Raw genomic sequence first — 24,539 nt, forward strand, 5'->3', positions numbered from 1 at the left:
CCCGATGTCTGTCACGTTCGCCAATGCCCTGATCCACTCGGCGGCGAATATTGGAACCTAATGCTGGGGGCCTTGACACGGTGAGTCGTCGGCGTTTGCGGGGTTCAGCCGGACAGGGTCGCTTCGGGTACTTGAAAGGCTCGTCCGCACACCGCCACCCAGTTCGGATCGACGGCGACATGGTCGACGGTGTTGGCCAGGTATCTGATGGTGACGTCGGGCTTCAGCGGCAGCAGTGCGTCGAGGACGTCCATGTACAACGACTCCCGCAGGATCTCGGCGAGCAGTTCCGGCAGTCTCGTGGGTATGTCGGACAGCGGTGGGCAGCCGGCAGCGACGAGAGCCTCGATTTCGGGCCAGTCGTCGCTACAGTCACGGGCATCGGCCAGCCCGTCGTTGAGGAACGTGTCGTAGACCGGTTCGAAAACCGCGACAAGGTGCTCGATCGGCACATGCAGGCAGTACGGCGCCGCCGTCCATCCTGGAACGTCCTGGCCGAACTGCATTGGCCCTCGGCGGACCAACTCACCGGCTGCGACGGGAGTATCGGCGACAAGGGCGAACACGACGCCAGTATGACCGAGCGGTGCGGCAGGGTGGGTGGCGGCTTCCGCCACGGAGGATCATCATCGGTGCCCTGGATGCTGTGTTGCTGGCAGTCACCGCGCGCTCTTCTCGGCACGACCGAGCCTGAGCCGGAGCGTTCCTCATGACGCAGAGCGACGACGGTTCCGTGGCAGACCCGTGAGGGGACCGCAGAATCTGGCCGCCGATAAGCGAGAGTGTGCGCCGGAGGCGACTCAGACCGATCTCGACGCAGACCTCGCTGCCTGGTTCGAGTTCGGGTTGCGCGGGAATGTTCGACGGTCCGCATCCGTAGCCCGGAGTTCGCCATGATCAGATGCACTCGTATCGGCAGGTCCGGAAGTCGACACATGCGATGGAGGAGTAGCCGATCCTGTGAACCGAAAGCATGATCGATTATGGATGCACGTCCCTTAGCATGTTGGTGCCGAAATCCTTGATCGATGCGGGCCGGAAGGTTGGTTCCACATGATTCAGCTCGTCATCGAGGACGGTCCGAGCGTCGACGCCGCGCGTGCTGCCACAACGCTCGGCCGGGAGCTGACCCGCAAAGGAGTGCCGCTGGAGACCAGCGCTGCGGCTGATCCCGACGGCAGCAAGAGCGGTACGGCCGTAGCTGCTGGGACGCTATTGCTGGGCGGGGCACTCTCGGTGCCCGTCATGCGGGCAGTCGCTCAGGTCGTCATGGCGGCTATGCGGCGTGGGCTGGCCGGGAGGATCAAGCTTCAGGACGGCGAGCGGTCGATCGAAATCGAGAACGCCAGCCGCGACACCGAGCGGGCGCTCGTCGAGTGGCTGACGCGATCGGAGAGATAGCGACATGGGCCGGTACGCGCTGCTGATCGCGGCGGGGGAGTACGAGGATCCGGGACTCAGCCAGTTACGGGCGCCGAGCCAGGATGTGAGCCGACTCGCCGCGTTGCTCGAGGCGCCCGAGGTCGGCGGGTTCGACTCGGTCGAGGTGTTGCAGGACACCACCGACGCGGATGTACGGGCTGGCATCGAGAACATTCTCGCTGACCGGCTCCGGGACGACCTCGTTCTCATCTACTTTTCCTGCCACGGCATCGTGGACCGGCTGCACCGGCTCTACTTCGCGGCCACCAACACCCGACGTACTCGACCAGCCAGCACGGCCGTGTCGCGATCTTTCGTCAACGAGCAGTTGGAGTCCTTACCCGCCCGGGCGAAGGTCCTCATCCTCGACTGCTGTTTCAGCGGGGCGTTCGCCGAGGGGTTCAAGGCGTCCACCCGGAACGCGCTCGACGATCAGCTCGGCAGCGGCTACGTGGTCCTGACCGCATCCGACGCCTATGAGTACTCGTGGGAGGGCGACAGCATCGCCGACTCGTCACCGCACGCCTCGGTTTTCACCGACGTGCTGATCGAGGGACTGAGTGGTGCGGCCGATCTCGACGGCGACCACCGGATCGGCATCGACGAGCTCTTCCGATACGTGAAGGACGGCGTCGGCATCCGGCAACCCAACCAGTCGCCGAAGTTCTGGGCGCACGACGCCGAGCTGAATATCTACCTGGCCAATGTCGCGGAGCGGAAGCTGGCCGGCATCCCGGGGCAAACGCAACCGGCCGCGGTCGCCAAACGGCCCAGCAACTACAACCGGAACCAGGTCGTCGTGGCCCGCGGGTTGCACCGCGTGTCCGAGCGGCTGCGGCTGATGCTGGGACCACTGGGCCGTCGCATCGTCTTCGAGAACGAGGACGGCAGCTTCGCCGAGACCGACGATCCGTCGGTTTTCGTCACTCGCTACAAGGCTGCGGACCCACGGGATCAGCTCGGTGCCGAGTACGCCACCGAGATCGTTCAACAGGCACACCAGCGGGCTGGCGACGGAGCGGGGACGGCGATCGTGCTCGCGCAGGCCATGGTCGACGGCGCGGTGGAGGCGCTGAAGGACGGAGCCCACCCGATGGCGCTGGCTCGCGGCATCGAGGCGGGGGTCGCCCGCGCGATCGAGGCCCTCGCGCCTCTGGCCAGGCCGGTGGAGTACAAGGAACAGATCGCTCGGGTCGTCGGGCTAGCCGCTGGCGACCCGGCAGCCGGCGAGATAGTCGCCGAGGCGATGGACAAGGTCGGGGCCTACGGCGTCCTCACGGTCGAGGAGAGTAACACCGTCGGTCCGGAGCTGGAGATCACCGAAGGCATGCGCCTCGACCAGGGTTACGTCTCGCCCTACCTGGTGACCGACGTGGAGCGGCAGGAAGCCGTTCTCGACGACGCGTACGTGCTGATCGTCGATGGCAACCTGTCCGGCGTGCAGATCCTGCTCCCGATCCTGCAGAAGGTGATGGAGGCCCAGAAGCCGCTTCTCTTGATCGCGCACAATATCGACGGGGAGACACTGGCCACGGTCGTCGTCAACAAGGTGCGGGGCACGTTCTCGTCGGTCGCCGTCAACGCACCCGAGTCGGGAGCGCAGCGCGAGGCACTGCTCGGGGACATCGCTGCCCTGACCGGCGGGCAGGTCCTTGCGACCGACGCACTGCCGGGCGCGACACTGGAGTTGCTCGGAAGGGTCCGCAAGGCCGTCGTCACGGCGGACCAGACCACACTGATCGACGGCGCGGGCGACAGTGCACGGATCCAGGACCGCATCAACCGGATCCGAGCCGACATCTCACAGGCTGGCCATCGCTATGACCTGGCGAAGCTGGAGGAGCGGCTGGCCAGGCTCGGCGGTGGGGTGGCCGTCATCAAGGTCGGCGCGTCCACCGAGGCCGCACTCAAGCAGCGTATGGAGCGCTACCGCCGGAGTGTCCAGCTCAGCCAGGTCGCAGTCGCCGACGGTCTCCTACCCGGTGGAGCGACCAGCCTCTGTGGCATCGCCGACGAGGTCGCTGTCGCAGCCGGCACCGGCGACGAGGGTGTCGGCGTGCGGATCGTCGCCCGGTCGCTGAGCGCGCCCTACCGGCAGATCTTGACCAACGCCGGCATCCCGGTCGACGGGCGGCTCGATTCACCGATCGACGTCACGACCGACCAACCCACGGACCTGTTCGCGGCCGGTATCTACGACGGCTGCGGGGTGCTGACCTCAGCGCTCGAGGCAGCGAAGACTGCCGCCGTCCGTTTCCTCAAGGTCGCCTGAGAGCACCTCCGTGTCGAGCTCAGGCGCTCTGCCGCAGGTAGGTGCGTACGCCGAGCAGCACCGACAGCACGCTGATCGACAGGGCGACCAGGACTGTCGACAGCACGGTTACGGTGAAAACCTCACCCTGGAACGCGCTGCGCATGCCGTCCACGATGTACCGGAACGGGGTGAGCCGGGAGACCAGGTCCAGCCAGCGCGGTGCGAAGGACATCGGTAGCAGCACGCCGGACAGCAGCAGCAGCGGCATCAGGCCGGTGTTGAGGGTGGGGCCCAGCGTGTCCTCGCTCTTGACGGTCAGCGCGAGAGCGCAGGACAGACAGGCCAGGCCGAGCGAGAGAAGCGTGACCACGCCGAGTGCCACCAGCACACCCGGCACCGACGCGCGCAGGCCCAGCGGCAACGCCACCAGGACCAGCATCACCGCCTGCACCACCAGCAGCGCGACGTCCCGCAGCACCCGACCGAGCAGCAACGCCACCCGGCTCACCGGGGTGACCCGGAGCCGCTCGATCACGCCTCCGCGCCACTCGGCGATCACTCCGAATCCGACGAAGGCGGAGCCGAAGAGGCAGAGTTGCACGAGGACCCCCGGCACGTACGTCTGCCAGGCGCGCTCCGGTGCGACGCCGGTGATCGACAGGGTGCTGGTCATCAGTGGGCCGTAGAGCACCAGGAAGGCCACCGGCTGGGAGAGCCCGATGACGATCCAGAGTGGATTGCGCAGGGAGATGCGTAGGTGGCGCTGGAACACCAGCATGATGTCAACGAGCAGGGACATGGTCCGCCCCCTCGGTGGTCGGGATGGAGGAGTGCCGGCCTTGCGGGTCGTCGCGCAGTTCGCGGCCGGTGAGGCTGAGGAAGACGTCGTCCAGGCTGGCCCGCGCCAGTTGCAGGGCACGCACGCCGATGCCCGCGCCGGACAGGGCGGTGATCACGTCGGTGATCCCCTGTTCGGCGTCGGCCAGGGTGACCTGGATCCCGCCCGTGCTCGTCACCGCGGCGTGCCGGACGCCCGGCAGCTCGGCCAGCAGCCGCTGGCCAGCGGCCGGATCGCCGACCACCTCCACGGTGAGCACGTCCGAGGCCAGTTGGCGTTTCAGGTTCGCGGGGGTGTCCTCGGCGACGATCCGCCCGTGGTCGATGACGGAAATCCGGTCGCAGAGCGCGTCGGCCTCGTCGAGGTAGTGGGTGGTCAGGAAGACGGTGGTGCCGAGGTCCTCGCGGAGCCGGCGGGTGTGTTCCCACAGGTTGTTGCGGCTGTGCGGGTCCAGGCCGGCGGTGGGTTCGTCGAGGAAGACGACCTGCGGATCGTGGACCAGGCCGAGCGCGATGTCCAGGCGGCGACGCTGGCCGCCGGAGAGCGAACCGACCCGCCGCTTACCCAGCCCGCCGAGGTCCAACCGTTCGAGCAGGTCGGCCACCCGGCGCCGGGCGGGTGCGACCGGGATCCGGTAGAGGCGCGCCTGGAGGAACAGTTCCTCCTCCACCAGGGCGTTGGGGTCGGTGCCGCCGTACTGGGCGACGTACCCGATCCGGCGGCGTACCTCGCGGGGCGCGGTGGCCAGGTCCGCACCGGCGATCCGGGCCGTGCCACTGGTCGGGCGGAGCAGCGTGGTCAGCATCCGCAGGGTGGTGGTCTTGCCGGCGCCGTTGGGTCCGAGGAAGCCGACGATCTCGCCGGCCTCGACCCGCAGGTTGACGCCGCGGACCGCCTCGACGCTCTGCCGGCCGGACCGGAACGTACGGGTCAACTCGTTCGCTTCGATGATGCTCATGTCCCTGCCTCGCTTCCCGCATCCCGGCCGTCACCGTCGGCCAGCACCGGCAGTTCCCGCCACGCCTGCGGGTCAGCGGGATCGGCGGGTGCGCCCCGGTGCAGGACGTATCGGTGTGGGGTGATGGCCGTGGGTGAGTCGACGACTCGTCGTAGGCAGGCCAGGTGTGCCTGCACGGGGTCGGTGATCTCGGCTACGGCGGTCAGGTGGGCGACGACGGTCGCGCCTTCGGGGCCTTCGTCGGTCACGAAGGCTCGGACCGGCCCGGGTAGGGCTGCTTGCAGTACCCGGTTGACCTCGCTGAGCTGGATCCAGCTGTGGTCGACGAAGTGCCAGTCGCCGTCGCGGGGGATCGGGTCGATGCCGGCGAGGGTGCCGAGGTCGGCCAGGGCGACGTTGCCGGTGGCCGCCACGGTGAGTACCCGTTCGGTGCCGAGCAGCAGCGCCTCCATCTCCGCGTCGGGAAGGTACCGGTTGTCCCCGGTGATGAGTTCCAGGATCAGCGCCTGTTCGGTCCGGACCAGGTGGAACAGCAGCAGGTTGGTGAAGCCGGTCGGGGTCCACCAGTCGATGAAGGTCTCCGTGGTGGCTACTGTCGGCAGATCCGGCGGGGCATTGCCGGAGATGTTGTTGAAGACGCCGTCACGGTCCATCGGCATGCCGCGCTCGTGGGCGATGCGGTCGTGCGCGCGTTGCAGCGCCTCGGCGTCGAAGACGCTGTTCCGGTTGGCCCGCAGCAACGCGGTCCCGGCGTGCCGCACCAGCGCGTCGTAGTCGGGCTGGTCGACGTCGAGGCTGATCAGGCCGTCCTGGGAGATGGTGCCGACATAGTCGCGCAGCGGCACGCCGAGCCGGTTGGCGGCGGGGGAGTAGAGCACCACGTGTCGTTGGCCGGTGCGGATGGCGAGCACGGCGGCGAGCGCGGCGAGCACCGCCATGGCCCGGCTCGCGCCGGTGCGGACGGTGATCCGGTCCAGCGCGGCGGCTGACCGTGACGAGTTCAGGTCCGCGCTGCGTGGCGTGGGCGTCGTCGACGCCTCGGCACCTGTGGTCGGTCGGGGCAGTACGCACCGGGGGCGTCGCCGCAGGATGTCGGACCAGTACCGCAGCGCCGCGTCCGCCTGCCGCAGGCCCTTCGGCGAACGTTCCCGATCCGCCCGGTCCAGCGGCTGGTGCGGTGGCGCGTCCCCGTCGGCCACGGTCCCGGTGAGCAGCCCGGTGAAGCGGTCGCCCAGCACCGTCATGCTCACGTAGTCGGCGGCCATGTGTGAGTAGACCGCGACCACCGTGTGCACCAGGTCGCCCTCGACCGCCACGGCGAAGCGCAGCGGCAGATCCTTGGAGAGGTCGAAGGGGTGCGCACGCAGCTGGGCGATCAGCTCTCGGGCCAGCGTCGTGCCGTCGGGCTGGGCCGGTCGTTGGTGTATCTCGATCGGCAGGTCGACGGTACGCGCGACGCGCTGCACCGGACCGTCCGGCCCGTCGTGGTAGGTGGTGCGCAGCGACTCGTACCGGCGGACCAGCTCGCCCAGGGCGGCGCAGGCGCGCTCGAGTGTGGTCCCCGCCGGAACCGTGAAGATCCACTGCACCAGGCTGAGGAAGTGGTCGTCGGTGAGCGCGGAGATCCATTGCAGCGCGTTCGCCTGGCCGAGGGTCAGTGGGCCTTGCGCCTCGCGGTCGCCGTCGACGCGGAGGTGGATGGTACGGATGGTCTCGCTCGGGGCGGTCATCGGTGGTCCTCCGTGGATGCGCGGCCGTCACCGTGGGCCAGCACCGGCTGGGTACGCCAGGCCGCCAGGTCGGTGAGGTCGGTCGGAGCCGAGTCGTGCAGGACGTAGTGGTGCGGGGCGGACACCGCGTACCGGCCGGCGAGGCGGGCCATGCACGCCGTGTGCGCCTGGCGCGGGGTCCGTACGCTGTCGGTGGCGAGCAGGTGCGCGGTCAACCGATGCCTGTCACCGTCCGGTTCGGCGGTCACGTACGCCGGGGTGGCCAGTGCGTCGCGCAGCAGGTGCTGAACCTCACTGAGCCGCACCCAACTGACCCCCACCCGCACCCAGTCGCTGTCGCGGGGCACCGGGGTCAGTCCGGTGAGGTCAGGCACGTCCGCTAGGGGCAGTGGCCCGGCGTCGGAGGCGACGAGGACGGTTTCCATCCCCTGTAGCAGTCCGGCGATCTCGGGCGGGGGCACGTGTCGGGTGTCACCGGTACTCAGACCGACCACGAGCGCCGGTTGGGCGGCGATCAGCTGGAGCACCAGGCGGTTGGGAAAGGCTGGCGCCGGCATCCAGGTGAGAGTGCTGGGCTCGGCGGCCCCGGCCGTGGGCGACCAGCGCAGATCGGGGGGATCCAACGGGGGCAACTGGACGTTGGTCGTCTCGTCGGTACCCGGGGGCAGGTGGGCGCTGATGTTGTTGAAGACGCAGTCGCGGCTGAAGTCCATGCCCTGCTCGTCGTTGATCTGTACGGCATGGGTGACCAGTTCGGTCACGTCGAAGATGCTGCTGCGGTTGGCTCGCAGCATGGCCGCGCTGGTCTGCCGTACCAGGTCGTCGAAGGTCGGTCCGGTCACGTCGACCACCACGAGACCGTCCTGGGCCAGGGTGCCGACGTAGTCACGCAGCCGGGAGGTGAACCGGTTGCTGGACAGTGAGGCGAACACGCAGCGGGACTGGCCGACCCGGACCGACACCACGGCGGAGAACGCGGCGAGCACGGCGGCCGCCGGACTGGCCTGTGTCCGGGCGGCGATCCGGTCGAGGGCGACGGTGGCGGCCGAGGAGCGCAGGGCGGCGCTGGCCGGGCCGTCACCGTCGCCAACCGGCGGCAACGCCATCAGGCACTGGGGTATCTGGCGTAGGTGTTGGGTCCAGTACCGCAGGGCCGCTGCGGTTCGCCGCCGCCCGCGCGGCGAGGCCTCCTCCGCCGCCTGGTCGAGCGGTTGGTGTCGAGGGGCTCCGACGGACCGGTCGCCGGTGGCGCCGATCAGCTCGGCGAACTCCCGACCAAGAATGGCCATACTTCCATAATCGACCGCCATGTGCGAATAGACGGTAACCGCTGCTAGTGCCTTATCCCCGGCCAGCGCGATCGCCAGGCGTACCGGTAATTCATTGGCCAGGTCGAACGGTTTCTGGCGGAGCTGGTCGATCATCCGCTGGGATGTCAGTTCCGTATCGGCGGAGGCGTCCACCTGGTGCATTTCGGCCACGAGGACCCCGCTGCGCAGGACCCGTTGACGCATCTTGCCGTCGTGCTCGTGAAAGGTGGTACGCAGCGACTCGTGCCGGGCGAGCAGGATGGCGAAGGCGTCCACCACGTCTGCGACGGGGGTGTCGGCCGGCAGCGGAAGCTTCCACTGCAGAGTGGCCATCGGATTGGCCACGTCTGTTCGCATCCACTGCCAGGTGTTGGTCTGGCCGCAGGTGAGGGGTCCTTCGCCGGCCCGCAGACCCTCGAACGCGATCTTCATCCGGTCGGCCAGCGTGGGACTGGACATCGGGTCTCCCGTTCGTCGGCGGTCGGCGTGACTGTCGCCCACCCTCGCCCGCGCGGCTGTGTCGTAGGTAGTCGGGAAAACCCCATTGTTGGCCGGGTACGGGGTGCGAACGCGGTCCGTACGTCCCGTTCGGTACGAATTGCCAGGGGTTTGGCGATGAATGGTCGGCAAAGCGAGTGAATTGTCTGCTCTGGATTACGATCGGCAACGTCTCTTTTCGTGGGCCTTCTTGGGGTCCTGAGATACTGGGGATTCCCCCATTGCTCGCCCTGTGACCGGCTCCTAGCGTAGTGGCGTCTGACGATCAATAAATGACCGGAGGATTGCCCCATGACCACGCTGGCACCGACCCGGTCCGATGTCGTGCTGCGCCGGATGGAGGCGTACGCACCGGAGCGCTCGGTCACCGTGGAGGAAATCGCGGCAGGGCTGGGCCTGAACCGCTATCAGACCCGGCTGTTCCGCCGCATCCGCGGGCTGGACCGGTTGCGCATCGACCCCGATCTCGGGCTCTTCGACCTGGTCTGCCCGCCGGCCGAGGCCCTGCTGTCCACCGTCGAGGAGCGCGACCGGATCCGTTACCTGATCTTCGCGCACACCGCGCAGGACCTCACGCCCACTACTTTGGTCGCGGCCGACACGCTGCGTGAGCGTCTCGGCCTCGCCGACGCCGAGGCGTTCGCGGTGACCCAACACGCCTGCGCCAGCGGCCTGCTCGCCGTCGAGGTCGCCGGCGAGCTGTTACGCGCCGACGGGGATCCCGCCGCCCTCGCGTTGGTGCTCACCGGCGAACAGCCGTTCACCAAGGCGGTCCAGGTGCTCTGGAACACCTCGATCATCGGCGAGGCGTCCTCCGCCTGCCTGATCGGCCTCGGTGGTTCGGGCACCCGGGTGCTGTCGTACGCCTCCCGCACGGTGGGCGAGTTCTTCGACGGGTACCAGCTCGCCGGGGAGGCACTGCACCGCTTCGGCAGCACATACCACACCCACCTGGCCGAGGTGATCCGGGAGGCGCTGGACGACGCCGCGCTGGACCTGGACGACATCACCATGGTCATCCCGCACAACGTCAACGTCTCCTCCTGGATCACCATCTGCGCCACCCTGGGGCTGGACCGGGACCGGGTCTTCCTGGACAACGTGGGCGAGTACTCGCACTGCTCCTGCGCGGACCCCTTCCTCAACCTCGCGACGCTCGCCGGCCGTGGCGCGCTGGTCGCGGGAGGCCGTTACCTGGTCACCGCCGTCGGCCTGGGCGCCACCTATTCCGCCATGGTCGTCGAGTGCTGAGGGAGCCGAGCATGTCCACCGCATACCTGCGCAAGCTGAAGCGCGCCCTGACGGGGTCGGCCGATACACCGCTGGTGCTGCTGTGCAACTTCGAGGCCGAGGCTCAGTGGGCCCGCCACCACGTGGGGCTGCCCGTACCGTCTGGTGGCCCCCGCCCGGTGGTCGCCGCGATGGAGGAGCTGGGCGTGCTGCTCGCCGGCGCGGACGACGCGATTCTGCTCAGCCGCCCACTCGACCCGGACTACCGGGATTACCTGACGCGGCAGGGCCTGGCGTTGCCCACCATGCTGGTGCCCGAGAACAGCCGGCCCGATCGTTCCACCACCGCGAACGTGCTGGACTCACCGGTCCTGCTCGACCGGCTGCGCCAGCTCGGTGCGGCCGGTGCCCACCTGCTGCCGATGGGCACCACCTCCGACGAGGAGGAGTTGGCCCGGCGCAGCGGCCTCACCCTGGCCACCCCGGCCGCCGCGGTGGTCGAGCGGGTCAACAGCAAGATCTACGGTCGGCGGCTGACCGAGGCGGCCGGCCTACGACCCGTCCCCGGAGTCTGCTGCGAGACCCGGCAGGAACTGGCCGAGGTGCTGTCCCACCACCGGCTCCGGCTGGAGTCGGGCGAACCACTGGTCGTCAAGGACGCCTACGGTGTCTCCGGCAAGGGACTGCTGGTGCTGGAGAACCCCGCACGGGCGGCGCAGTTGCTGCGCATGGTGGACCGTCGGGCCGCGCGTACCGGCGACGACCGGATACACGTGGTGGTCGAGGAGTGGCTGCCCAAGCGGTGCGACCTCAACTACCAGATCACCATCGCGCGGGACGGGCGGGCCGAACTCGACTTCGTCAAGCAGGCACTGACCGCGCAGGGTGTGCACCAGGGCCATCTCATGCCGGCGGAGCTGAGTGACACGCAGTACCGGCAGATCGAGCACGCCGCAGGTGCGGTCGCGGAACGGTTGTCCGCCGACGGCTACCACGGCGTGGTGGGTGTCGACGCCATCGTCGGCGCCGACGAGACGGTCTACCCGGTGCTGGAGATCAACGCCCGACTGAACATGTCGACGTACCAGGGTGGGGTCACCGAGCTGTGCCAGCCGCCCGGGACCGTCGCGCTGGCCCGGCACTACCCGTTGCGGCTCGCCGCGCCCCTGGAGTTCGACACCGTACGGCGGGCACTGGCCACGGTGTCCACCACGCGGGACACGGAGCGGGTGCTGGTCACCTGCTTCGCCACCGTCGCCGCGAACGCGCTGCTGCCCGTCGGTGCCGGCGGCCCACCGGAGCCGTTCGACGGCCGGCTGTACGCCCTGCTGGTCGCCGCTGACCGTGACCGGCTCCATGACCTTGACCGCGCGGTGCAGGCCGCCGTCACCACCTTGTCCGTTGTGGAGGAAAGCCATGCCTGAAGCGGCCGTCGAAGGCCACACCGTCCAGGGCCTGCCCGTCGCCGAACTGGCCGAACGGTACGGCACGCCGCTGTACCTCTACGACGGTGAGGTGATCCGCGAGACGTACCGGCAGCTGCGGGATCTGCTCGACTCGTCGGTCGAGATCTACTACTCGCTGAAGGCCAATCCCAACATCAGCGTCTGCGCGTTGCTGCACTCCCTGGGCGCTGGCGCGGAGGTGTCGTCCCTGGCCGAACTGGTGACCGCCCGCCGGGCCGGGGTGCCGGCGCGGGACATCATCTTCCTCGGTCCCGGCAAGTCGGCGGAGGAGCTGGCCGCCTGCGTCGAGCAGCGCATCGGCGCGATCGTGTGCGAGTCGCTCGAAGAGGTCAGCACCGTCGACGCGATGGCGGCGGCGCTGCCCGACGGCCCTGGCGAGCCGGTGCCGGTCATGTTGCGGGTCAACCCGTCGTTCGCCACCAAGGGCTCGCGGCTGGCCATGGGAGGCAAGCCCCGGCAGTTCGGCATCGACCAGGAACGTGTCGCCGAGGCGGGCTCGACCCTGCGCGCGCTGCGCCACGTACGGGTGATCGGTCTGCACGCCTACATGGGTACCCGGATCCTCGACGCCGCTGACATCGCGCACAACACCCGCAGCGTGCTCACTGCGGCGGCGGAGCTCGCCACCGCGCTGGACCTGCCGCTGGACGTGGTCGACGTCGGTGGCGGTTTCGGCGTTCCCTACTTCGACAACGAGTCTCCCCTCGACATCGAGGCGGTGGCCGAGGGGGTCAACAACGCTGTGGCGCGATTCCGCGCGGAACACCCCGACACCCGGGTCATCACCGAACTGGGCCGCTATCTGGTCGGCTGGGCGGGGATGTACGTGGTCCGGGCGCGCTACGTCAAGGCGTCGCGCGGCGAATGGTTCGTCGTCGCCGACGGCGGCACCAACCACCACATGGCGGCGGTCGGCATCGGCAGCTTCGTCAAGCGGAACTTCCCCATCCGGTCGCTGAGCCGTCCCGCCGACCCGCCGGTGCGCGACTACACCGTCACCGGTCCGCTCTGCACCCCCAACGACGTCATCGGCAAGAAGGTGCCGCTGCCCGAGGTACGCCCAGGCGACCTGATCGGTGTCGAGCGCTCCGGCGCGTACGGGCCGAGCGCGTCGCCGGTGCTCTTCCTCAGTCACGGCCACCCGTCGGAGGTGCTCGTCGTCGACGGCGTGGCGCACCTGGTCCGCCGCGCGGACACCGTCGAGGACCTGCTCCGGCCGCAGCACCTCGTGGTGCCGGTCGCACCGGTCGCGAGCGCGTCGCCGCCGGTCCCACCGTCAGCCGCTGCCCAACCGGAGCCGACGTCCGTACCGGAGTCGTCGTCCGCGCCGGTGCCCGCCGGACGGGCAGCGACCTGAGCCCCCTTTCCCACCGCCGTCGGGGTGACCGCCGCCGACCCCAGCAGTCCCGCGTCACCCGGTCCGCGGACCGGGTATCCCGAGAGGAAGAAGACATGGAACGCCACGAGATCGTCGAGAACATCCGGGCCGCGCTGACCGAGGTGCTGATGCGCGACTTCGGTCCGCTCGCCGAGGGAACCCGGCTCTTCGAGGACATGCACCTGGACTCCACCGCCATTCTCGAACTGCTCATGGCGCTGGAGGACAACATCGGTATCGAGGTGGATCCCGAGAACCTGGACATGGACGACTTCCGCACGGTGGGCACCCTGACGGACTTCCTGGAGCGGGCGCGGAAGGTGAGTTCCTGACCGCCGCGCCCACCGCCCCCCTCACCGAGGACGTGGTCATGTCCCTGACCCTGCGCGGCGCGGCAGCGCTCGTACGCCCCGACGGCCTTCCCTACGAACCCGACGAGGCTCTGCTGACCTACCACCGGGACCTGCTCGCGCCGTACGGCATCGAGGTCGACGAGGACCTGCTGAAGCAGTCCCGGAACATCGGGTTCCGGGAACTGGCCGAGGAACTGATGGACCGGTGCCCGAGCCCGTTCGGTCCGCCGGATCTGCTGATCCTGGCCTATGCCCTGCCCGACCGATATCCCGTCAAGACCGTCACCACGCGGCTCAACGCCCTGTTCGGCGGGCGCAGCCACAGCTTCGCCCTCTCCGAGCAGGGCCTACAGGCGCCGTTCACCGCGTTGCGCGTCGCCGACGCGTACACCCGGTCCGGCAGGAAATCGAGCCTGGCCCTGTTCGTCTGCGAGCAGACCACACTGCCGTACCGGGATCCGCTGGTGCACGACACCCCCTTGCTGGACAGCGGCGTCCTGCTCTACTTCGACACCGACACCGACACCGACACCGACACCCGATCCGGTTTCCGGTTCACCGCGACCCGGGCGGCCGGCGCGGACGTACCGCTGGGTGACCTGCTGGCCGACCACCGCGCGGCGCTGCCGCCGGGGCCGACCCTGCTGGTCGTCGGCCCGTGGCCGGCGGACGATCAGCTCAGCGGCGTCGATCTGCCGGTGCACCGCTGCCAGCCCGGCGGCTACTGCACCAGCGTCTGGCTGGACCTGGCCCGTCACCACGAGGAATGGGCCACCCGCTACGCCAACCTCGTCCTCTGTGACACCGATCCGCGGACCGGACGCAGTCAACTCGCCGTACTGTCCAGCGCCGGCGCGCCCGAGCGCAGGGAGGCCCGACTATGAAACCCGCACCCCCCGCGTCGCCGCAGGCGGCGGGGACGCCCTACCCCCTCGTCCTGGACGCGCTGCACGGTCGGGCGGCACCCGGCCGGCTGGTCGCGTCTCCCACCGGTCATGTTCTCGCCTCCACGGTGGCGCTGCCCGACGCACCGGCCGGGCCGCTGACCCGCTTCGGCCTCGCCGTCGCCGAAGCCACCCCCGAGTCCGCGTTCGGCGAAGGACCGGCCGCCGACCGCTTCGCGGTGGCCCTGTTGGCGGCGCACCGCGAACTGCTCGACGCCACCCTCACCCACACGTTGCGTCACCTCGAAGGACGCACCTCAGGGGACACCACGCTGTTGGCCAAGCAACTCGTCGCCGGACAACTGGCCGACATCGCGCTGCGGCTGGCCGAGGACACGGCCGTTCCCGAGGCGCGTCGGCACGCCGACCGGAACGCCCGGTGGCGCTGTCACCTGCGCCTGGTCGACATCGGCCGGGACCTGCTGCGGTTGCTCGGCGCCAGCGGTTTCCTCGCCGACGGACCCGCCGGCGACCTGCACCTCGCCGAGGTGGTCGGCAACGTCTACCTGCACGCCGACACGGAGGACGCCGATGAATGAGCTTCGTGAGGCCGCCGCGCCCGCCGGGACGGACCTGCTCGACGAACGCACCCGGGAGCTGGGCGACTACTGCGCGGCGATGGCCGGCCGGTTGCGCGAGATCGGAATGCGGCTGGACCAGGATCCGGACGCCATCACCGAGTTCCTGCACGAGCCGGAGGTGCGCTTCCCCGTCCAGGGGATGCTGCCGCCGGAGTACCGGTCGGCGGGGGAGTTCCCGGAGCGGCTGGTGGAGGTGAGCGGCACCGTCCTCGGTCAGGTGGTCGCCACCGAGCAGGTGTCCTACGGCGATCCCAATGTGCTCCTGGCCAGCCCCGGTCCGTCGCTGTCCGGCGGGGCCGTCCAGGCGCTGGCCGACGAGCAACAGCGCAAGCGGTACTTCGGTCGGCTGACGTCCGGCCCCACCCACACGTTCTTCGCCCTGACCGAGCCGGGAAAGGGCTCGGCCGCGACGGAACTGGAGACGACGCTGACCCCGGCCCCGGGTGGTGGGTGGCTGCTCAACGGGGTGAAGTGCTACATCGGCAACGGCGCCCGCGCGCAACTCGGTGTGGTGTTCTGCCGTCGAGCACCCGGACCGTGGGGCATCGAGGCGGTGCTGCTGGACACCAGCTCGCCGGGGTTCAGCGGCGAACTGCTGCCCACCGTCGGCCTGCGCGGGGCGCGGATCAGTCGGCTGCGTTTCAAGGACGTCGCGGTGGCCGACGAGGACGTGCTCGGGGCACAACGGTCACCCAGCCGCCGGGGGCTCTACGGTGCGACCTACATCCTCTACCGGTTCCGTCCGGGTATCGCGGCGATGGCGATCGGTTGCGCGCAGGCCGCCTGCGACTACCTGGTCGCGCACCGCCCGTCGCTGCCCAGGCGCGACCGGCACCGGCTCGACGGCATCCTGGACCGCATCGCCGCGGTCCGACACCGGACGTACGCGGTGGCCCGTGACATCGACGCCGGTGTCGTCGACGTGGCCGGCATCGGTGCGGTCAAGGCGCGGGCGGCGCGGGTCGCCGAGGACGCCACCCGGCTCGTGGCCGAGCTGCTGGGTCCGGCCTGTCTGATCGAGCACCCCTGGGTCGAGAAGACCTACCGCGACGTGCGGGCGTTCGAACTGATGGAGGGGACGACGAACCTGCACGCGATGTCGGTCTTCCACCGACTGCTGCGGGACCGGGCCGCCCCGCAGTCGGTGCCGGAGCAGGCGGTCGACGGTGCGGCTCGGCATTGACCTCGTCGCCCTGGACGAACTGGACCGCCTCCTGTGCCGGGGCTGGTTCCTGCGGTACTTCTTCGCGGCCGAGGAACTGGCCCAGGCCGAGGCGCTGGGCGACAGCCGACGCCGGGAATACCTGGTGGGGCGGTTCGCCGCGAAGGAAGCCGTGCTCAAGGTTCTGGGCACCGGCCTGTTCGAGGGGGTCGCCCCCCGCGACATCGCCTTACCGCGTCAGCCCGGCGGGTCGCCCAGCGTCACGTTGCGGGGCAGCGCCGCTGAGGCGGCGCGGTCGGCCTCGATCACCCACGTGACCGTCTCCGTCACCCACAAGCGGGACCTGGTGGCCGTGGTCGCCGCCGGATGGTGACGCCCGCTCGGTGACCAGCACCGCAACCCCGCCGTACCGTCCCTGAGGAGCACACATTGACCCGGTCCTCGATTCGTCTCGGCCATCGGCACCAGCGGAGATCGGAGCCGTCCCGACCGGCAGGTTGGGCGCTGTCCCTGCCGCCAGGCCCGCCTGCGGTGGCTGACGAGCACCGCCGACCGTTGGTGGGCCGGGAGCGGGAGAGTGCGGCGCTGGCCACGGCCGTGGCCGCCCTGCTCGACGGCACGGGACGGATCGTCGAGGTGACGGGGGAGCCGGGGATCGGCAAGAGCCGGCTGTTGGACCAGGTGGCCGCGGTGGCGCGGGAACACGGCGTACAGGTGCTCGCCGGTCGGGCACCGGTACCCGGTTCGGACGTGCCGATGGCGGCGATCGTCGACGCGCTGGACCCGTACCTGCCCCAGGTCTCCCCGGCCCGGTTGGCCGAACTCCGCTCCGACCACGCGCAACTGCTCAACGACACCTTTCCGTCGCTGCGCCTGCCGGGCGCCCGTTCCCTGGCACCGGCTGGGGTGCCGGCGGGTGCCCGGCAGTTACGCGCCGTGCGGGTGCTGTTGGAGACACTGGCCGCCGAACGGCCGCTGCTGATCACGATCGACGACCTGCACAACGGCGACCGGGCCACCATCGACCTGATCTGCCACCTGCTCGACGCGCCTCTGCGTACGCCGTTGCTGCTGGTCATCGCGCATCGTCGCCGCCAGTCGCCGGCCCGGCTGCGGCTGGCGTTGGACACCGCCGGGCAGGTGACCCGCATCGAGGTGGCGCCGCTTCAGCGGGCGCACCTCGACGAGCTGTCCGAGGTGCCGCTGTCGGCCGGGCAGCGTGCCGTGTTGCACGAGCTGTCGGAGGGCAACCCGCAGTACCTGTCGGCGTTGCTGGCCGGCGCGCTGCCACATGGCCCGGCGAGTGAACACGTGGAACTGGGAGCGCTCCCATCCGAAGTGGAGGCCGCGCTGGCCGCCGAACTCGAACTGCTGTCCCGCCCAGCCCACCTGGTGGCCTCGGCCGCAGCGGTGCTCGGGCCCGAACCGGTCGACACCGGCCTGCTGGCCGAGGTGGCCGGGATCGCCGCCGAACAGGTGCCGGCCGCCATCGACGAACTCGTCGCCGCCGACCTGCTTCGCCCGGTGACCGGCAGTGGCTGCTTCGCCTTCCGACATCCCGTGGTCCAGCACGCGGCGTACCTCACCACCGACGCCGGCTGGCGGCTGACCGCGCACGCCCGTGCGCTGGCGGAGCTGCGTCGCCGCCGGAGCAGCGCCGCCGCCCAGGCACCACACCTGCTGCGGTTGGCGGTGCCGGGCGACATGGTCGCCGTCGAGGTACTCCGCGAGGCGGCCACCGCCGTGCTCGACCGGGCCCCGCACACCGCCGTCCGATGGCTGGGCGCCGCGATCCGGCTCTCGCCGAGCAGCGCGAACCCCAGCGAGTCCCGCGTGATGCTCACGGTGCGACTCGGCCAGGCGCTGGCCGCAGCAGGCCACCCGAGAGCCGCCCGAGCGGTGCTGCACGACGCCCTGCGGCTGCTCGACAAGCGCCCGTCCGCGTACCGCACCACGGCGACCCTGCTCTGCGCCCAGGTCGAACGCCAGCTCGGCCGGCACGGGGCAGCGGCGGCGTTGCTCCGCACCAACCTGACGCGCCCCGACGAGGCCCAGCCGGCGGACTGGGCGGCGCTGGCACTCGCGCTCGGCGCGGTGGAACTGATCAGCGGCCGGGCCGGGCAGGCCCGCCGGTGGGCGGCCGCCGCGCTGGGTGCCGCCCGCCGCGCCACGACCATCCCGGGGGCGGTACGGGCGCACGCGTTGGGTCTGCTCGCGGCGGCGAGCCATCTGCGGGGCAACCGCGCCGCCGGGGGCGAGACCAACCAGGCCGCGCTGGAACTCAACACCACGTTGGACGCCGAACTCCGTGACGAGCCGGAGAGCGCCCTGTGGGTCGGCTGGAGCGAAATCCTGCTGGACCGCTGCGATGCCGCAGTGCACCACCTCAGTCGGGCCATCGATGTCTCGCCCGGGGCCCGGAGCTACTTCTCCCTGCTGCACCTGTTGTGCACCCGGAGCCTGGCCCACCGGTGCGCCGGGCGGCTGGCGGAGGCGTCCGCCGACTGCGCCGAGGTGCTGCGGCTGGCGTCCGGCACACAGTTCCGGGAACTGCACGTCGCGGCCGAGGCGATGGGTCGACTGCTGACCGTCTGGAGCGGAACCGAAGAGGTCGAACCAGCTGCGGTTCCGTACACCCTGGATCTGCCCGCCACCAGTTGGCCGGGCAGGCTGGCGTTGAGCGCGAACGCCGAGACGCTGCTCGCGCTGGGGGACCCTGCCGGGTGCCTGGCTGTGGCCGCGAACGCCGGACTGCCCGACCTCGAACCCTGGGCGCAGGTCGGCTGGTACGAACTGTTGACCCGGGCCGCCCTGGCCGAGGACGATCCGGAGGCGGCGGCGGAGTGGGCGCAGCGCGCGTACCAGGTGGCCGAGCGACTCGACCGGCCGGGCCGCAGTGCGCTGGCCGCCTCCGCGCAGGCCCGGGTGCTGGCGCTGCGGGACCCCGCCGCCGCAGCGGAGGAGGCCGCAGCCGCCGCGGAGACCCTCACGCGGGTCCAGCTGCCGCTGGACGCCGCGCAGGCCCACATCGTGGCCGCGCGAGCGCTGGTCGCCGACGGCGACCCGGATAGGGCCGTCGCGACGCTGCGGCTGGCCGAGGAGATCTTCGACCGCTGCGGCGCCGGCCTCTTCGCCCGCCAGGTCAACACCGAGCGACGGCGGCTGCTGGCGGGCCGCTCGGGCGGCGCCCGGCGGGCCCGCCGCCAGGGCGGCTCGCCGACCCTGACGCGGCGGGAGACGCAGGTGGCGGCCCTGGTCAGTGAAGGGCTGACCAACCGGCAGGTGGCGGCCCGCCTGTTCGTCACCCAGAAGACCGTGGAGATGCACCTGTCCCACGTGTACGCCAAGATGGGCGTCACCAACCGGGCCGCCCTGGTACGCCGCTTCCACCTCGGCGGGCTCGCGTCAGCCCAGTCCTCCTGACCCACTCGAACGGTGACTTCGGGGTCGATGCCGGTGCCGGAGACGTAGATCAGATGGCTGACCCGTTCGGGGTGCTCGATGGTGTAGCGCAACGCCAGGTGCGCACCCCACGAGTGGCCCAACAGGGCCTGTCCCACCCTCGCCGTCGTGGATCTGCACCCGGTAGTGCGCCGTACCCTGTGCGCCGTCACCTGTGGCCTACTGCCGTCGAGGTGGGCGGATGCGGCCTGCCGCTACGCTTCCGCGTTGTGATCACCATGCTGACCGCCACCCGCAGGCTGCTGGCGTCGCTCGATCCGCTGCCGTATCCCGTGCGGATGCGCCGGTTGGTCGAGTGGGCGCGTACCGCGCCTGATCGTGTGCAGGTCTGCCGGAATCTGCGCGAGCAGGGCCCCTATGAGCGGCATTTGGCCCTGGTCGCGGCGATGGCGACCCGGGATGCCGAGGGTATCGCCGCGGCGGTCCGCGATCCGCTGCCGTCGATCAGGGGTGCGGCGCTCACCGCGGCGCTGCGCGCCGACATCCCGGTCGGCGACATCACCGACCGGTCGGCGATGGAACGGCGTCGTATCTATCGAAGTCTGCGCCGCCGGTACGCGCCGACTGTCGCCGACGCGCTGATCGGCGAGGTCCGCGCCCAGTTCGGCGACGAGGAGGCCGCCGCGCTGCTACCAGCCTGCGGCGATGCCACGGTACGGGCGTTGCTGCCGGAACTGGAGCACGCGCTGCGCCTGGAGCGGCTGGTCCGGTGGCACACCGGTCCGCTCCTGGAGCGGGTCCGCGAGCGGCTGGCCGAAGCCCCGCCCGAACTGCGGGCAAGGGTCTGGGGTGACGCCGCCGTCGCGGTGCTGCGGTGCGACCCGGCGCAGGCACTCGATCTGCTTGAACGGTACGCACCGGAGGAGTCGCTACCCGGCCCGCTCGACGCGTACGGACGACTCGCGGCACACGATCCGGGCCGTGTCGTCCGGCTGCTCACCGCACCCGGCCGGGCGGCCTGGTTGCGCCGCGACGTGCTTCCGCCGGCCCTACTGCGCCGCCTCGCGGTGCTGTCCACCGCCGAGCTGGTGCCCCTGGCCAGTCGGTACCGGGAACACAGCCCGGCGCTGGCGGCGCTGCTCGACGCCGTCGCCCCGGCCCGACGCGCGGAGCTGTACGACCGGGCACTGTCCGAGGTCGACACGGCGACGCTGATCCCGACTGCCGAGGTCATGGAGGTGCTACCGGCTGCGGTCCGGATCCGCGAGGCGAGGCGGGTACTGGGCCTGGCGACGATTCAGGAGCACGAGGCGGCGGTGCGCCTCTGGAGCGCGTACCTGGCCTGGCCGGACGCGTCAGCGGCGCTGGACAACGCGCTGCGCTCCGGTGACGCCGACGAGCGGGCACACGGGTACACGCTGCTGGTGCAGGCCGCCCGTCGCTCCCGTGACCCACGGGCGGTGGCGGAGACGGTCCTACGGCTCGGCCGGCTGCGCAACGAGCAGGACCCGGTACGCGCCGCTGCGCTCACCGCGCTCGCCAAGGCGGCGCCGCTGCTCACCGTGGAGACGGCAGCCGGGCTCACGCAGCTGACCACCGACGCGGTCGACGCCCGCGACGCCTCCGCCGCGACCTCGACAGCGCTGAGTTCGCTCGCCGCCGACGTCCTGCAACACCACGTCGCAGTGCCGCAGCTCCGCGAGTGGGCGCTTCTGACGATCGACCTGGTCAGCACCGGCGCGGCCGTGCCGGTACTGCGCCGCTTCGACACCGTCCTGCGCCGTGGGCAGGAGACACTGGTCTTCGAGCGGCTACGCGGCTGGGTCGAGGCGGGCATCGCCCGTGGCCGGTACGGCCCGCTCTTCGCGCTCACCCACGCGCTCGGCAAGCGGGCTCGGCGGCTGCCGCAGTTGCAGGACCTCCTGCGTCAGGCGATCGGCCCGCGCACGCTGGCGTCGGTTGCCCGCACCGCGATCGGGTTGTGGCTCGATGATCCGCGTACCCGCTCGGAACGCGTCGCCGAGGTGCTCGCCATCGATCCGACGGCGGTGACGCTCCACGAGGTCTGGGTGATCATCTCCGCCTCCCGCACCGACCTGCTCGACCGGGTGTTCAAACGCCGCCCACGCGGCCGGTTCGTGGAACCCGGGATTCGCTGGGTGCCCGTCTGGGTGCCGCACGCCGAGCGTTGGCTGCCCCGCCAGCAGGCCCGTTTCGTGGAGCAGTTGGGGCTGATCCTCGCCGACACCGAGCAGGGAGTGTGGCAGCGCGCGGCGGCGATCCGAGCCGCCGCCCACGTGCCCGGCGTCGGCCGCGAGCTGGTGCTGCGTCACCTCGATGCCCCCGAAGTGGCGATCGCCGAGGCGGCGATGGGCGCGTTGGTCTGGACCGACCGGCCCGACGAGGCACTGCCGGTGCTGGTCCGCTACGCCGACAGCGACCGGGCGCGGGTCGCGATGTACGCGGCCGGTCGGGCCGCCCGGCACGTCGCGCCGTCCCGGCTGGTCCCTGTCCTCACCGAGGTGCTGACCGGCCCGACGAAGATCACGAGCCGGAAGGAGGCTGCCCGGCTCCTGGCCCGCTACGGGCCGCCGCAGGTCATGGCGACCCTGCTCGACGCGTACCGCCACCCGGACGCGCACCGCGACGTACGAGCGGCGATCGTCGCCGCCGCCCGGCAGCGCGTACCGGCCGAGGAGAGCTGGACCATCCTGCGGGCCGCGGTCGACGCTAGCCGGGAGGAACGGCGCGCGGTCCTGGACGCGACCCCGGACACGATCTCGCACCGACACCGCCCGGCGTACGGTGCGCTCATCGTCGAAGCCTGTCAGGCCACCGACCGGGAAGTTCGACGCGCGGCCTTCCACCGGCTCGGCGACTGGTCACCGTGGCTGGCCGGTCTCACCGACCTGGTCGTCGACCGGCTCACCGACCTCGACGAGACGATGGTGTCCATCGAAGTCCCCCACCTGCTCAAGGCCGGTGGCGACGACGTCCTCGGCATCGCGCTGGCCCGGCTGGTGGACCGCGACTCCCATGACGACCACCCGGGCGACCCGGCCTCGGATCGCCCGGCCCGACGCCGCATCGCACTCCTCGCGCACGGTGCGATCGTCCGGACCGGTCACCATCCCACCAGCGCCGACCGGACCGCGCTGATCGAAGCGGCGCGGTGGCTCGCCACCCGCCCCGCCTTCACCGGCACCGCGACCGGGCTGCTGGTCGACCTCGGCCGACTCGACAACCTCGACGAGATCGCCGCGCTGTGCGCGGGACGGCCCGTCCTGGCCACTCGCACCGCCGAACGTGTCGCCACCCGGCTGCGAAGCCTCCGCGAGTGGCCCGACCCGGCGACCCTCAACGACACCATCACGCGGCTGACGGAACGCGGCGACCTCACCAGCGGCCTGTTCGCCGTTGCCCTGGTCCGCCACGGGGCCGGCTTCGGGTGGAGAACCCCGTGGCGGGACCTGCTGATCCGGCTGCGCCGACACCCCGACGCCGACGTACGCGAACAGGCGTACGCGATCGACATGAGCTGAGCGTCCTTGACCGCCGTCACGGCTGGTTCACCACGCGTGCTGATCGTCGGCGTCGGGTGGTGGCGGCGGCGGGGCGTACTGGTTCCAGGTGCCGTCGCGGAACATGTACAGCCGGAAGTAGGACTCCTCCTGGTCCATCAGGAACACCTGCACCCGTTGGGGATAGCGCCAGGGGATCGCCCGAAGCTGGGCGAGTAGCGCATCCAGGTCCGCGTGATTGAGGGCACCGGCCCAGACGTCGCACTCCGGGTTCTTCCAGCCACCCCACTGGTTGGTCTCCGGGTCGGTCAGCGTCTCCAGCGTGCCGACTCCGTGAGCAGGGTTGCCGTGCACGTCCAGGCCGGTTTCGGCTCTGCGTGGCGCGTCGCGTTCCAGCCAGCCACTCAACGACCGGACATTGTCGTGGTCGGCCATGTCAGCCTGAACCATCAGATTCGCTACCCAGCTCACCCCGGCATGGTCCACCAACGCGTGTTGCCGGACCAGCACATGCGCAGGGCTGGACCTGCCGGTCGGCGTCCTCGGCGTCGATCATGGCAGTATCGCGGACATGTCCGAACCGGGGAACCTGGTGCCGTTCCGGTGGGACCTTGTCTCGCTGGACGAACTCGGGTCGCTGTTGACCGGCACGAGTACGCCGGATCTGTGGTTCCTCGATGATTTGACGGCCTGCGCGGGAAAGGTGCTGGCCCGCAGCGGCAACGGTGACCTGGTCTTCGTCGGCAGAAGCCTGGACTCGATGTTCGACCTGCTCAGCGGCGCTGTCGACAGTGACAGCGAACGTCGGTTGTGGCGGCTGCCGCTGTCCTTCCAACGCACCGGCGTCGGCGCCGGGCGTCGGTGGCGACGACGTGCCTTGACACCAGCCGAACGTGCCCGGGCCCGGGAGATCCTCACGGGCGTACAGGTGACGCCGCACAACCTGGCGCGGCGGCGACGGCCGGTGACGTTCGTCGACGTGGTCGACGGCGGGAACACCTTCACCGACCTGTTCCACCTGCTGCGGGACTGGATCGACGAGCAACGCGAACCGTGGCCGGTGATCCGGCGCAAGCTGCGCTTCGTGGGCGTGACCGTCCGCCACAAGACCAGCCCGAACACCTACCGCTGGCAGCAGGAGGCCGCCTGGACGCGGCAACTACCGGCGCAGGCGGTGGTCAACGTGTCCCTCGACGGAACCGTCTGGTCGTACTTCGGTGACTACCAGACCAAGTTGACCCGCTCGTGGCGGCCGGACCGCTGGCTGGCCGAGGTCGACGGTCCCGGCCGTGACGAACGCACCCGGCAGGCGCTTGCGGAGGCTGCGGCGCTGGTGGCCTATGGCCGCAGCCGTTCCGGCCGCCACGCCCTGGCCCGCGCGATCGGCCGGGAACCGGCCCTCGCGCAGTCCTGGCTGCGTACCCTCGTCACCGACCTCAACGCCGGGTGAGTCGTTCCCGCCTTCTCTCCAGCGGCTGTGGCGCCCGATCGA

19 protein-coding genes and 1 pseudogene are annotated in these 24,539 nt (G+C 70.7%); 13 read left to right on the forward strand and 7 right to left on the reverse strand.

All coding sequences use genetic code 11. From position 1 onward, the window contains the following. Positions 1–104 precede the first annotated feature (104 nt). Entirely contained in the window at positions 105–617 is a 513-nt protein-coding gene (locus FF096_RS15655; RefSeq protein ID WP_155218779.1) for a hypothetical protein, read from the reverse strand. A 436-nt stretch (positions 618–1,053) separates the two neighbouring features. On the opposite strand from FF096_RS15655, the gene FF096_RS15660 reads away from it, so the two are divergent. Together FF096_RS15660 and groEL are read left to right on the forward strand one after the other, a co-directional pair. Further along, positions 1,054–1,401 (forward strand): hypothetical protein, encoded by a 348-nt coding sequence (locus FF096_RS15660; protein ID WP_155218782.1) that lies wholly within the window; start codon positions 1,054–1,056, stop codon positions 1,399–1,401. Between the two features lie 4 nt (positions 1,402–1,405). Continuing rightward, positions 1,406–3,694 (forward strand): chaperonin GroEL, encoded by a 2,289-nt coding sequence (gene groEL / locus FF096_RS15665; protein WP_155218783.1) that lies wholly within the window; start codon positions 1,406–1,408, stop codon positions 3,692–3,694. Between the two features lie 19 nt (positions 3,695–3,713). Here groEL and FF096_RS15670 read toward each other — a convergent pair whose 3' ends face one another. From FF096_RS15670 to FF096_RS15685, 4 genes are read right to left on the reverse strand one after another with little or no spacing between them, the layout of a single operon-like run. Then, positions 3,714–4,475 (reverse strand): ABC transporter permease, encoded by a 762-nt coding sequence (locus FF096_RS15670; protein ID WP_155218785.1) that lies wholly within the window; start codon positions 4,473–4,475, stop codon positions 3,714–3,716. Further along, positions 4,459–5,466 (reverse strand): ATP-binding cassette domain-containing protein, encoded by a 1,008-nt coding sequence (locus FF096_RS15675; RefSeq protein WP_309223398.1) that lies wholly within the window; start codon positions 5,464–5,466, stop codon positions 4,459–4,461. Before FF096_RS15675 ends, FF096_RS15670 begins: the two co-directional genes overlap by 17 nt. Before the next feature lie 2 nt (positions 5,467–5,468). Continuing rightward, the gene (locus FF096_RS15680; RefSeq protein WP_155218789.1) at positions 5,469–7,202 is read right to left on the reverse strand and encodes a condensation domain-containing protein; all 1,734 of its coding nucleotides are present in this window, start codon (positions 7,200–7,202) and stop codon (positions 5,469–5,471) included. Further along, positions 7,199–8,971 carry a condensation domain-containing protein gene (locus FF096_RS15685; RefSeq protein ID WP_155218791.1) on the reverse strand — a complete coding sequence of 591 codons (1,773 nt, stop codon included), beginning with the start codon at positions 8,969–8,971 and terminating at the stop codon, positions 7,199–7,201. The genes FF096_RS15680 and FF096_RS15685 overlap by 4 nt, the downstream gene beginning before the upstream one ends. A gap of 330 nt (positions 8,972–9,301) precedes the next feature. On the opposite strand from FF096_RS15685, the gene FF096_RS15690 reads away from it, so the two are divergent. From FF096_RS15690 to FF096_RS15730, 9 genes are all read left to right on the forward strand, one after another. Beyond that, the gene (locus tag FF096_RS15690) at positions 9,302–10,261 is read left to right on the forward strand and encodes a 3-oxoacyl-[acyl-carrier-protein] synthase III C-terminal domain-containing protein (RefSeq protein WP_155218793.1); all 960 of its coding nucleotides are present in this window, start codon (positions 9,302–9,304) and stop codon (positions 10,259–10,261) included. A gap of 11 nt (positions 10,262–10,272) precedes the next feature. Further along, complete coding sequence (locus FF096_RS15695; RefSeq protein ID WP_155218795.1) at positions 10,273–11,664, forward strand: ATP-grasp domain-containing protein; 1,392 nt, start codon at positions 10,273–10,275, stop codon at positions 11,662–11,664. Continuing rightward, positions 11,657–13,063, forward strand: coding sequence for an alanine racemase (locus FF096_RS15700; RefSeq protein WP_155218797.1), 1,407 nt, complete (start codon positions 11,657–11,659; stop codon positions 13,061–13,063). The genes FF096_RS15695 and FF096_RS15700 overlap by 8 nt, the downstream gene beginning before the upstream one ends. Before the next feature lie 95 nt (positions 13,064–13,158). Continuing rightward, the gene (locus tag FF096_RS15705) at positions 13,159–13,416 is read left to right on the forward strand and encodes an acyl carrier protein (protein ID WP_099845203.1); all 258 of its coding nucleotides are present in this window, start codon (positions 13,159–13,161) and stop codon (positions 13,414–13,416) included. A gap of 38 nt (positions 13,417–13,454) precedes the next feature. Beyond that, complete coding sequence (locus tag FF096_RS15710) at positions 13,455–14,321, forward strand: hypothetical protein (protein ID WP_155218799.1); 867 nt, start codon at positions 13,455–13,457, stop codon at positions 14,319–14,321. After that, positions 14,318–14,920 carry a hypothetical protein gene (locus FF096_RS15715; protein ID WP_155218800.1) on the forward strand — a complete coding sequence of 201 codons (603 nt, stop codon included), beginning with the start codon at positions 14,318–14,320 and terminating at the stop codon, positions 14,918–14,920. The genes FF096_RS15710 and FF096_RS15715 overlap by 4 nt, the downstream gene beginning before the upstream one ends. Further along, entirely contained in the window at positions 14,913–16,145 is a 1,233-nt protein-coding gene (locus FF096_RS15720) for an acyl-CoA dehydrogenase family protein (RefSeq protein WP_230462649.1), read from the forward strand. Before FF096_RS15715 ends, FF096_RS15720 begins: the two co-directional genes overlap by 8 nt. Beyond that, positions 16,129–16,497, forward strand: coding sequence for a 4'-phosphopantetheinyl transferase superfamily protein (locus tag FF096_RS15725; RefSeq protein ID WP_309223371.1), 369 nt, complete (start codon positions 16,129–16,131; stop codon positions 16,495–16,497). The genes FF096_RS15720 and FF096_RS15725 overlap by 17 nt, the downstream gene beginning before the upstream one ends. 185 nt (positions 16,498–16,682) lie before the next feature. After that, positions 16,683–19,547: an AAA family ATPase gene (locus tag FF096_RS15730; protein ID WP_309223399.1), complete on the forward strand. Its 2,865-nt coding sequence runs from the start codon at positions 16,683–16,685 to the stop codon at positions 19,545–19,547. Here FF096_RS15730 and FF096_RS27315 read toward each other — a convergent pair. After that, positions 19,535–19,738, reverse strand: a pseudogene (locus tag FF096_RS27315) (alpha/beta fold hydrolase); the annotation flags it as partial. The gene FF096_RS15730 and the pseudogene FF096_RS27315 overlap by 13 nt on opposite strands. Before the next feature lie 66 nt (positions 19,739–19,804). Here FF096_RS27315 and FF096_RS15740 point away from each other — a divergent pair. After that, positions 19,805–23,068, forward strand: coding sequence for a hypothetical protein (locus tag FF096_RS15740; protein WP_155219008.1), 3,264 nt, complete (start codon positions 19,805–19,807; stop codon positions 23,066–23,068). A 27-nt stretch (positions 23,069–23,095) separates the two neighbouring features. Here FF096_RS15740 and FF096_RS15745 read toward each other — a convergent pair whose 3' ends face one another. Beyond that, a complete protein-coding gene (locus FF096_RS15745) occupies positions 23,096–23,518 on the reverse strand; it encodes a squamosa promoter-binding protein 15 (protein ID WP_230462650.1) in 423 nt (140 codons plus the stop codon). Between the two features lie 100 nt (positions 23,519–23,618). On the opposite strand from FF096_RS15745, the gene FF096_RS15750 reads away from it, so the two are divergent. Then, complete coding sequence (locus FF096_RS15750; RefSeq protein WP_230462651.1) at positions 23,619–24,497, forward strand: hypothetical protein; 879 nt, start codon at positions 23,619–23,621, stop codon at positions 24,495–24,497. Positions 24,498–24,539: the final 42 nt, after the last annotated feature.

This window comes from Micromonospora sp. CP22, assembly GCF_009712475.1.
Lineage (GTDB): Bacteria > Actinomycetota > Actinomycetes > Mycobacteriales > Micromonosporaceae > Micromonospora.

What these genes read in the sequence shown, in the direction of transcription:
- FF096_RS15660 (WP_155218782.1), top strand. Translation starts at nt 1,054, where the DNA reads ATGATTCAGCTCGTCATCGAGGACGGTCCGAGCGTCGACGCCGCGCGT.
- groEL (WP_155218783.1), top strand. Translation starts at nt 1,406, where the DNA reads ATGGGCCGGTACGCGCTGCTGATCGCGGCGGGGGAGTACGAGGATCCG.
- FF096_RS15670 (WP_155218785.1), bottom strand. Translation starts at nt 4,475, where the DNA reads ATGTCCCTGCTCGTTGACATCATGCTGGTGTTCCAGCGCCACCTACGC.
- FF096_RS15680 (WP_155218789.1), bottom strand. Translation starts at nt 7,202, where the DNA reads ATGACCGCCCCGAGCGAGACCATCCGTACCATCCACCTCCGCGTCGAC.
- FF096_RS15685 (WP_155218791.1), bottom strand. Translation starts at nt 8,971, where the DNA reads ATGTCCAGTCCCACGCTGGCCGACCGGATGAAGATCGCGTTCGAGGGT.
- FF096_RS15690 (WP_155218793.1), top strand. Translation starts at nt 9,302, where the DNA reads ATGACCACGCTGGCACCGACCCGGTCCGATGTCGTGCTGCGCCGGATG.
- FF096_RS15695 (WP_155218795.1), top strand. Translation starts at nt 10,273, where the DNA reads ATGTCCACCGCATACCTGCGCAAGCTGAAGCGCGCCCTGACGGGGTCG.
- FF096_RS15700 (WP_155218797.1), top strand. Translation starts at nt 11,657, where the DNA reads ATGCCTGAAGCGGCCGTCGAAGGCCACACCGTCCAGGGCCTGCCCGTC.
- FF096_RS15705 (WP_099845203.1), top strand. Translation starts at nt 13,159, where the DNA reads ATGGAACGCCACGAGATCGTCGAGAACATCCGGGCCGCGCTGACCGAG.
- FF096_RS15710 (WP_155218799.1), top strand. Translation starts at nt 13,455, where the DNA reads ATGTCCCTGACCCTGCGCGGCGCGGCAGCGCTCGTACGCCCCGACGGC.
- FF096_RS15715 (WP_155218800.1), top strand. Translation starts at nt 14,318, where the DNA reads ATGAAACCCGCACCCCCCGCGTCGCCGCAGGCGGCGGGGACGCCCTAC.
- FF096_RS15720 (WP_230462649.1), top strand. Translation starts at nt 14,913, where the DNA reads ATGAATGAGCTTCGTGAGGCCGCCGCGCCCGCCGGGACGGACCTGCTC.
- FF096_RS15740 (WP_155219008.1), top strand. Translation starts at nt 19,805, where the DNA reads ATGCTGACCGCCACCCGCAGGCTGCTGGCGTCGCTCGATCCGCTGCCG.
- FF096_RS15750 (WP_230462651.1), top strand. Translation starts at nt 23,619, where the DNA reads ATGTCCGAACCGGGGAACCTGGTGCCGTTCCGGTGGGACCTTGTCTCG.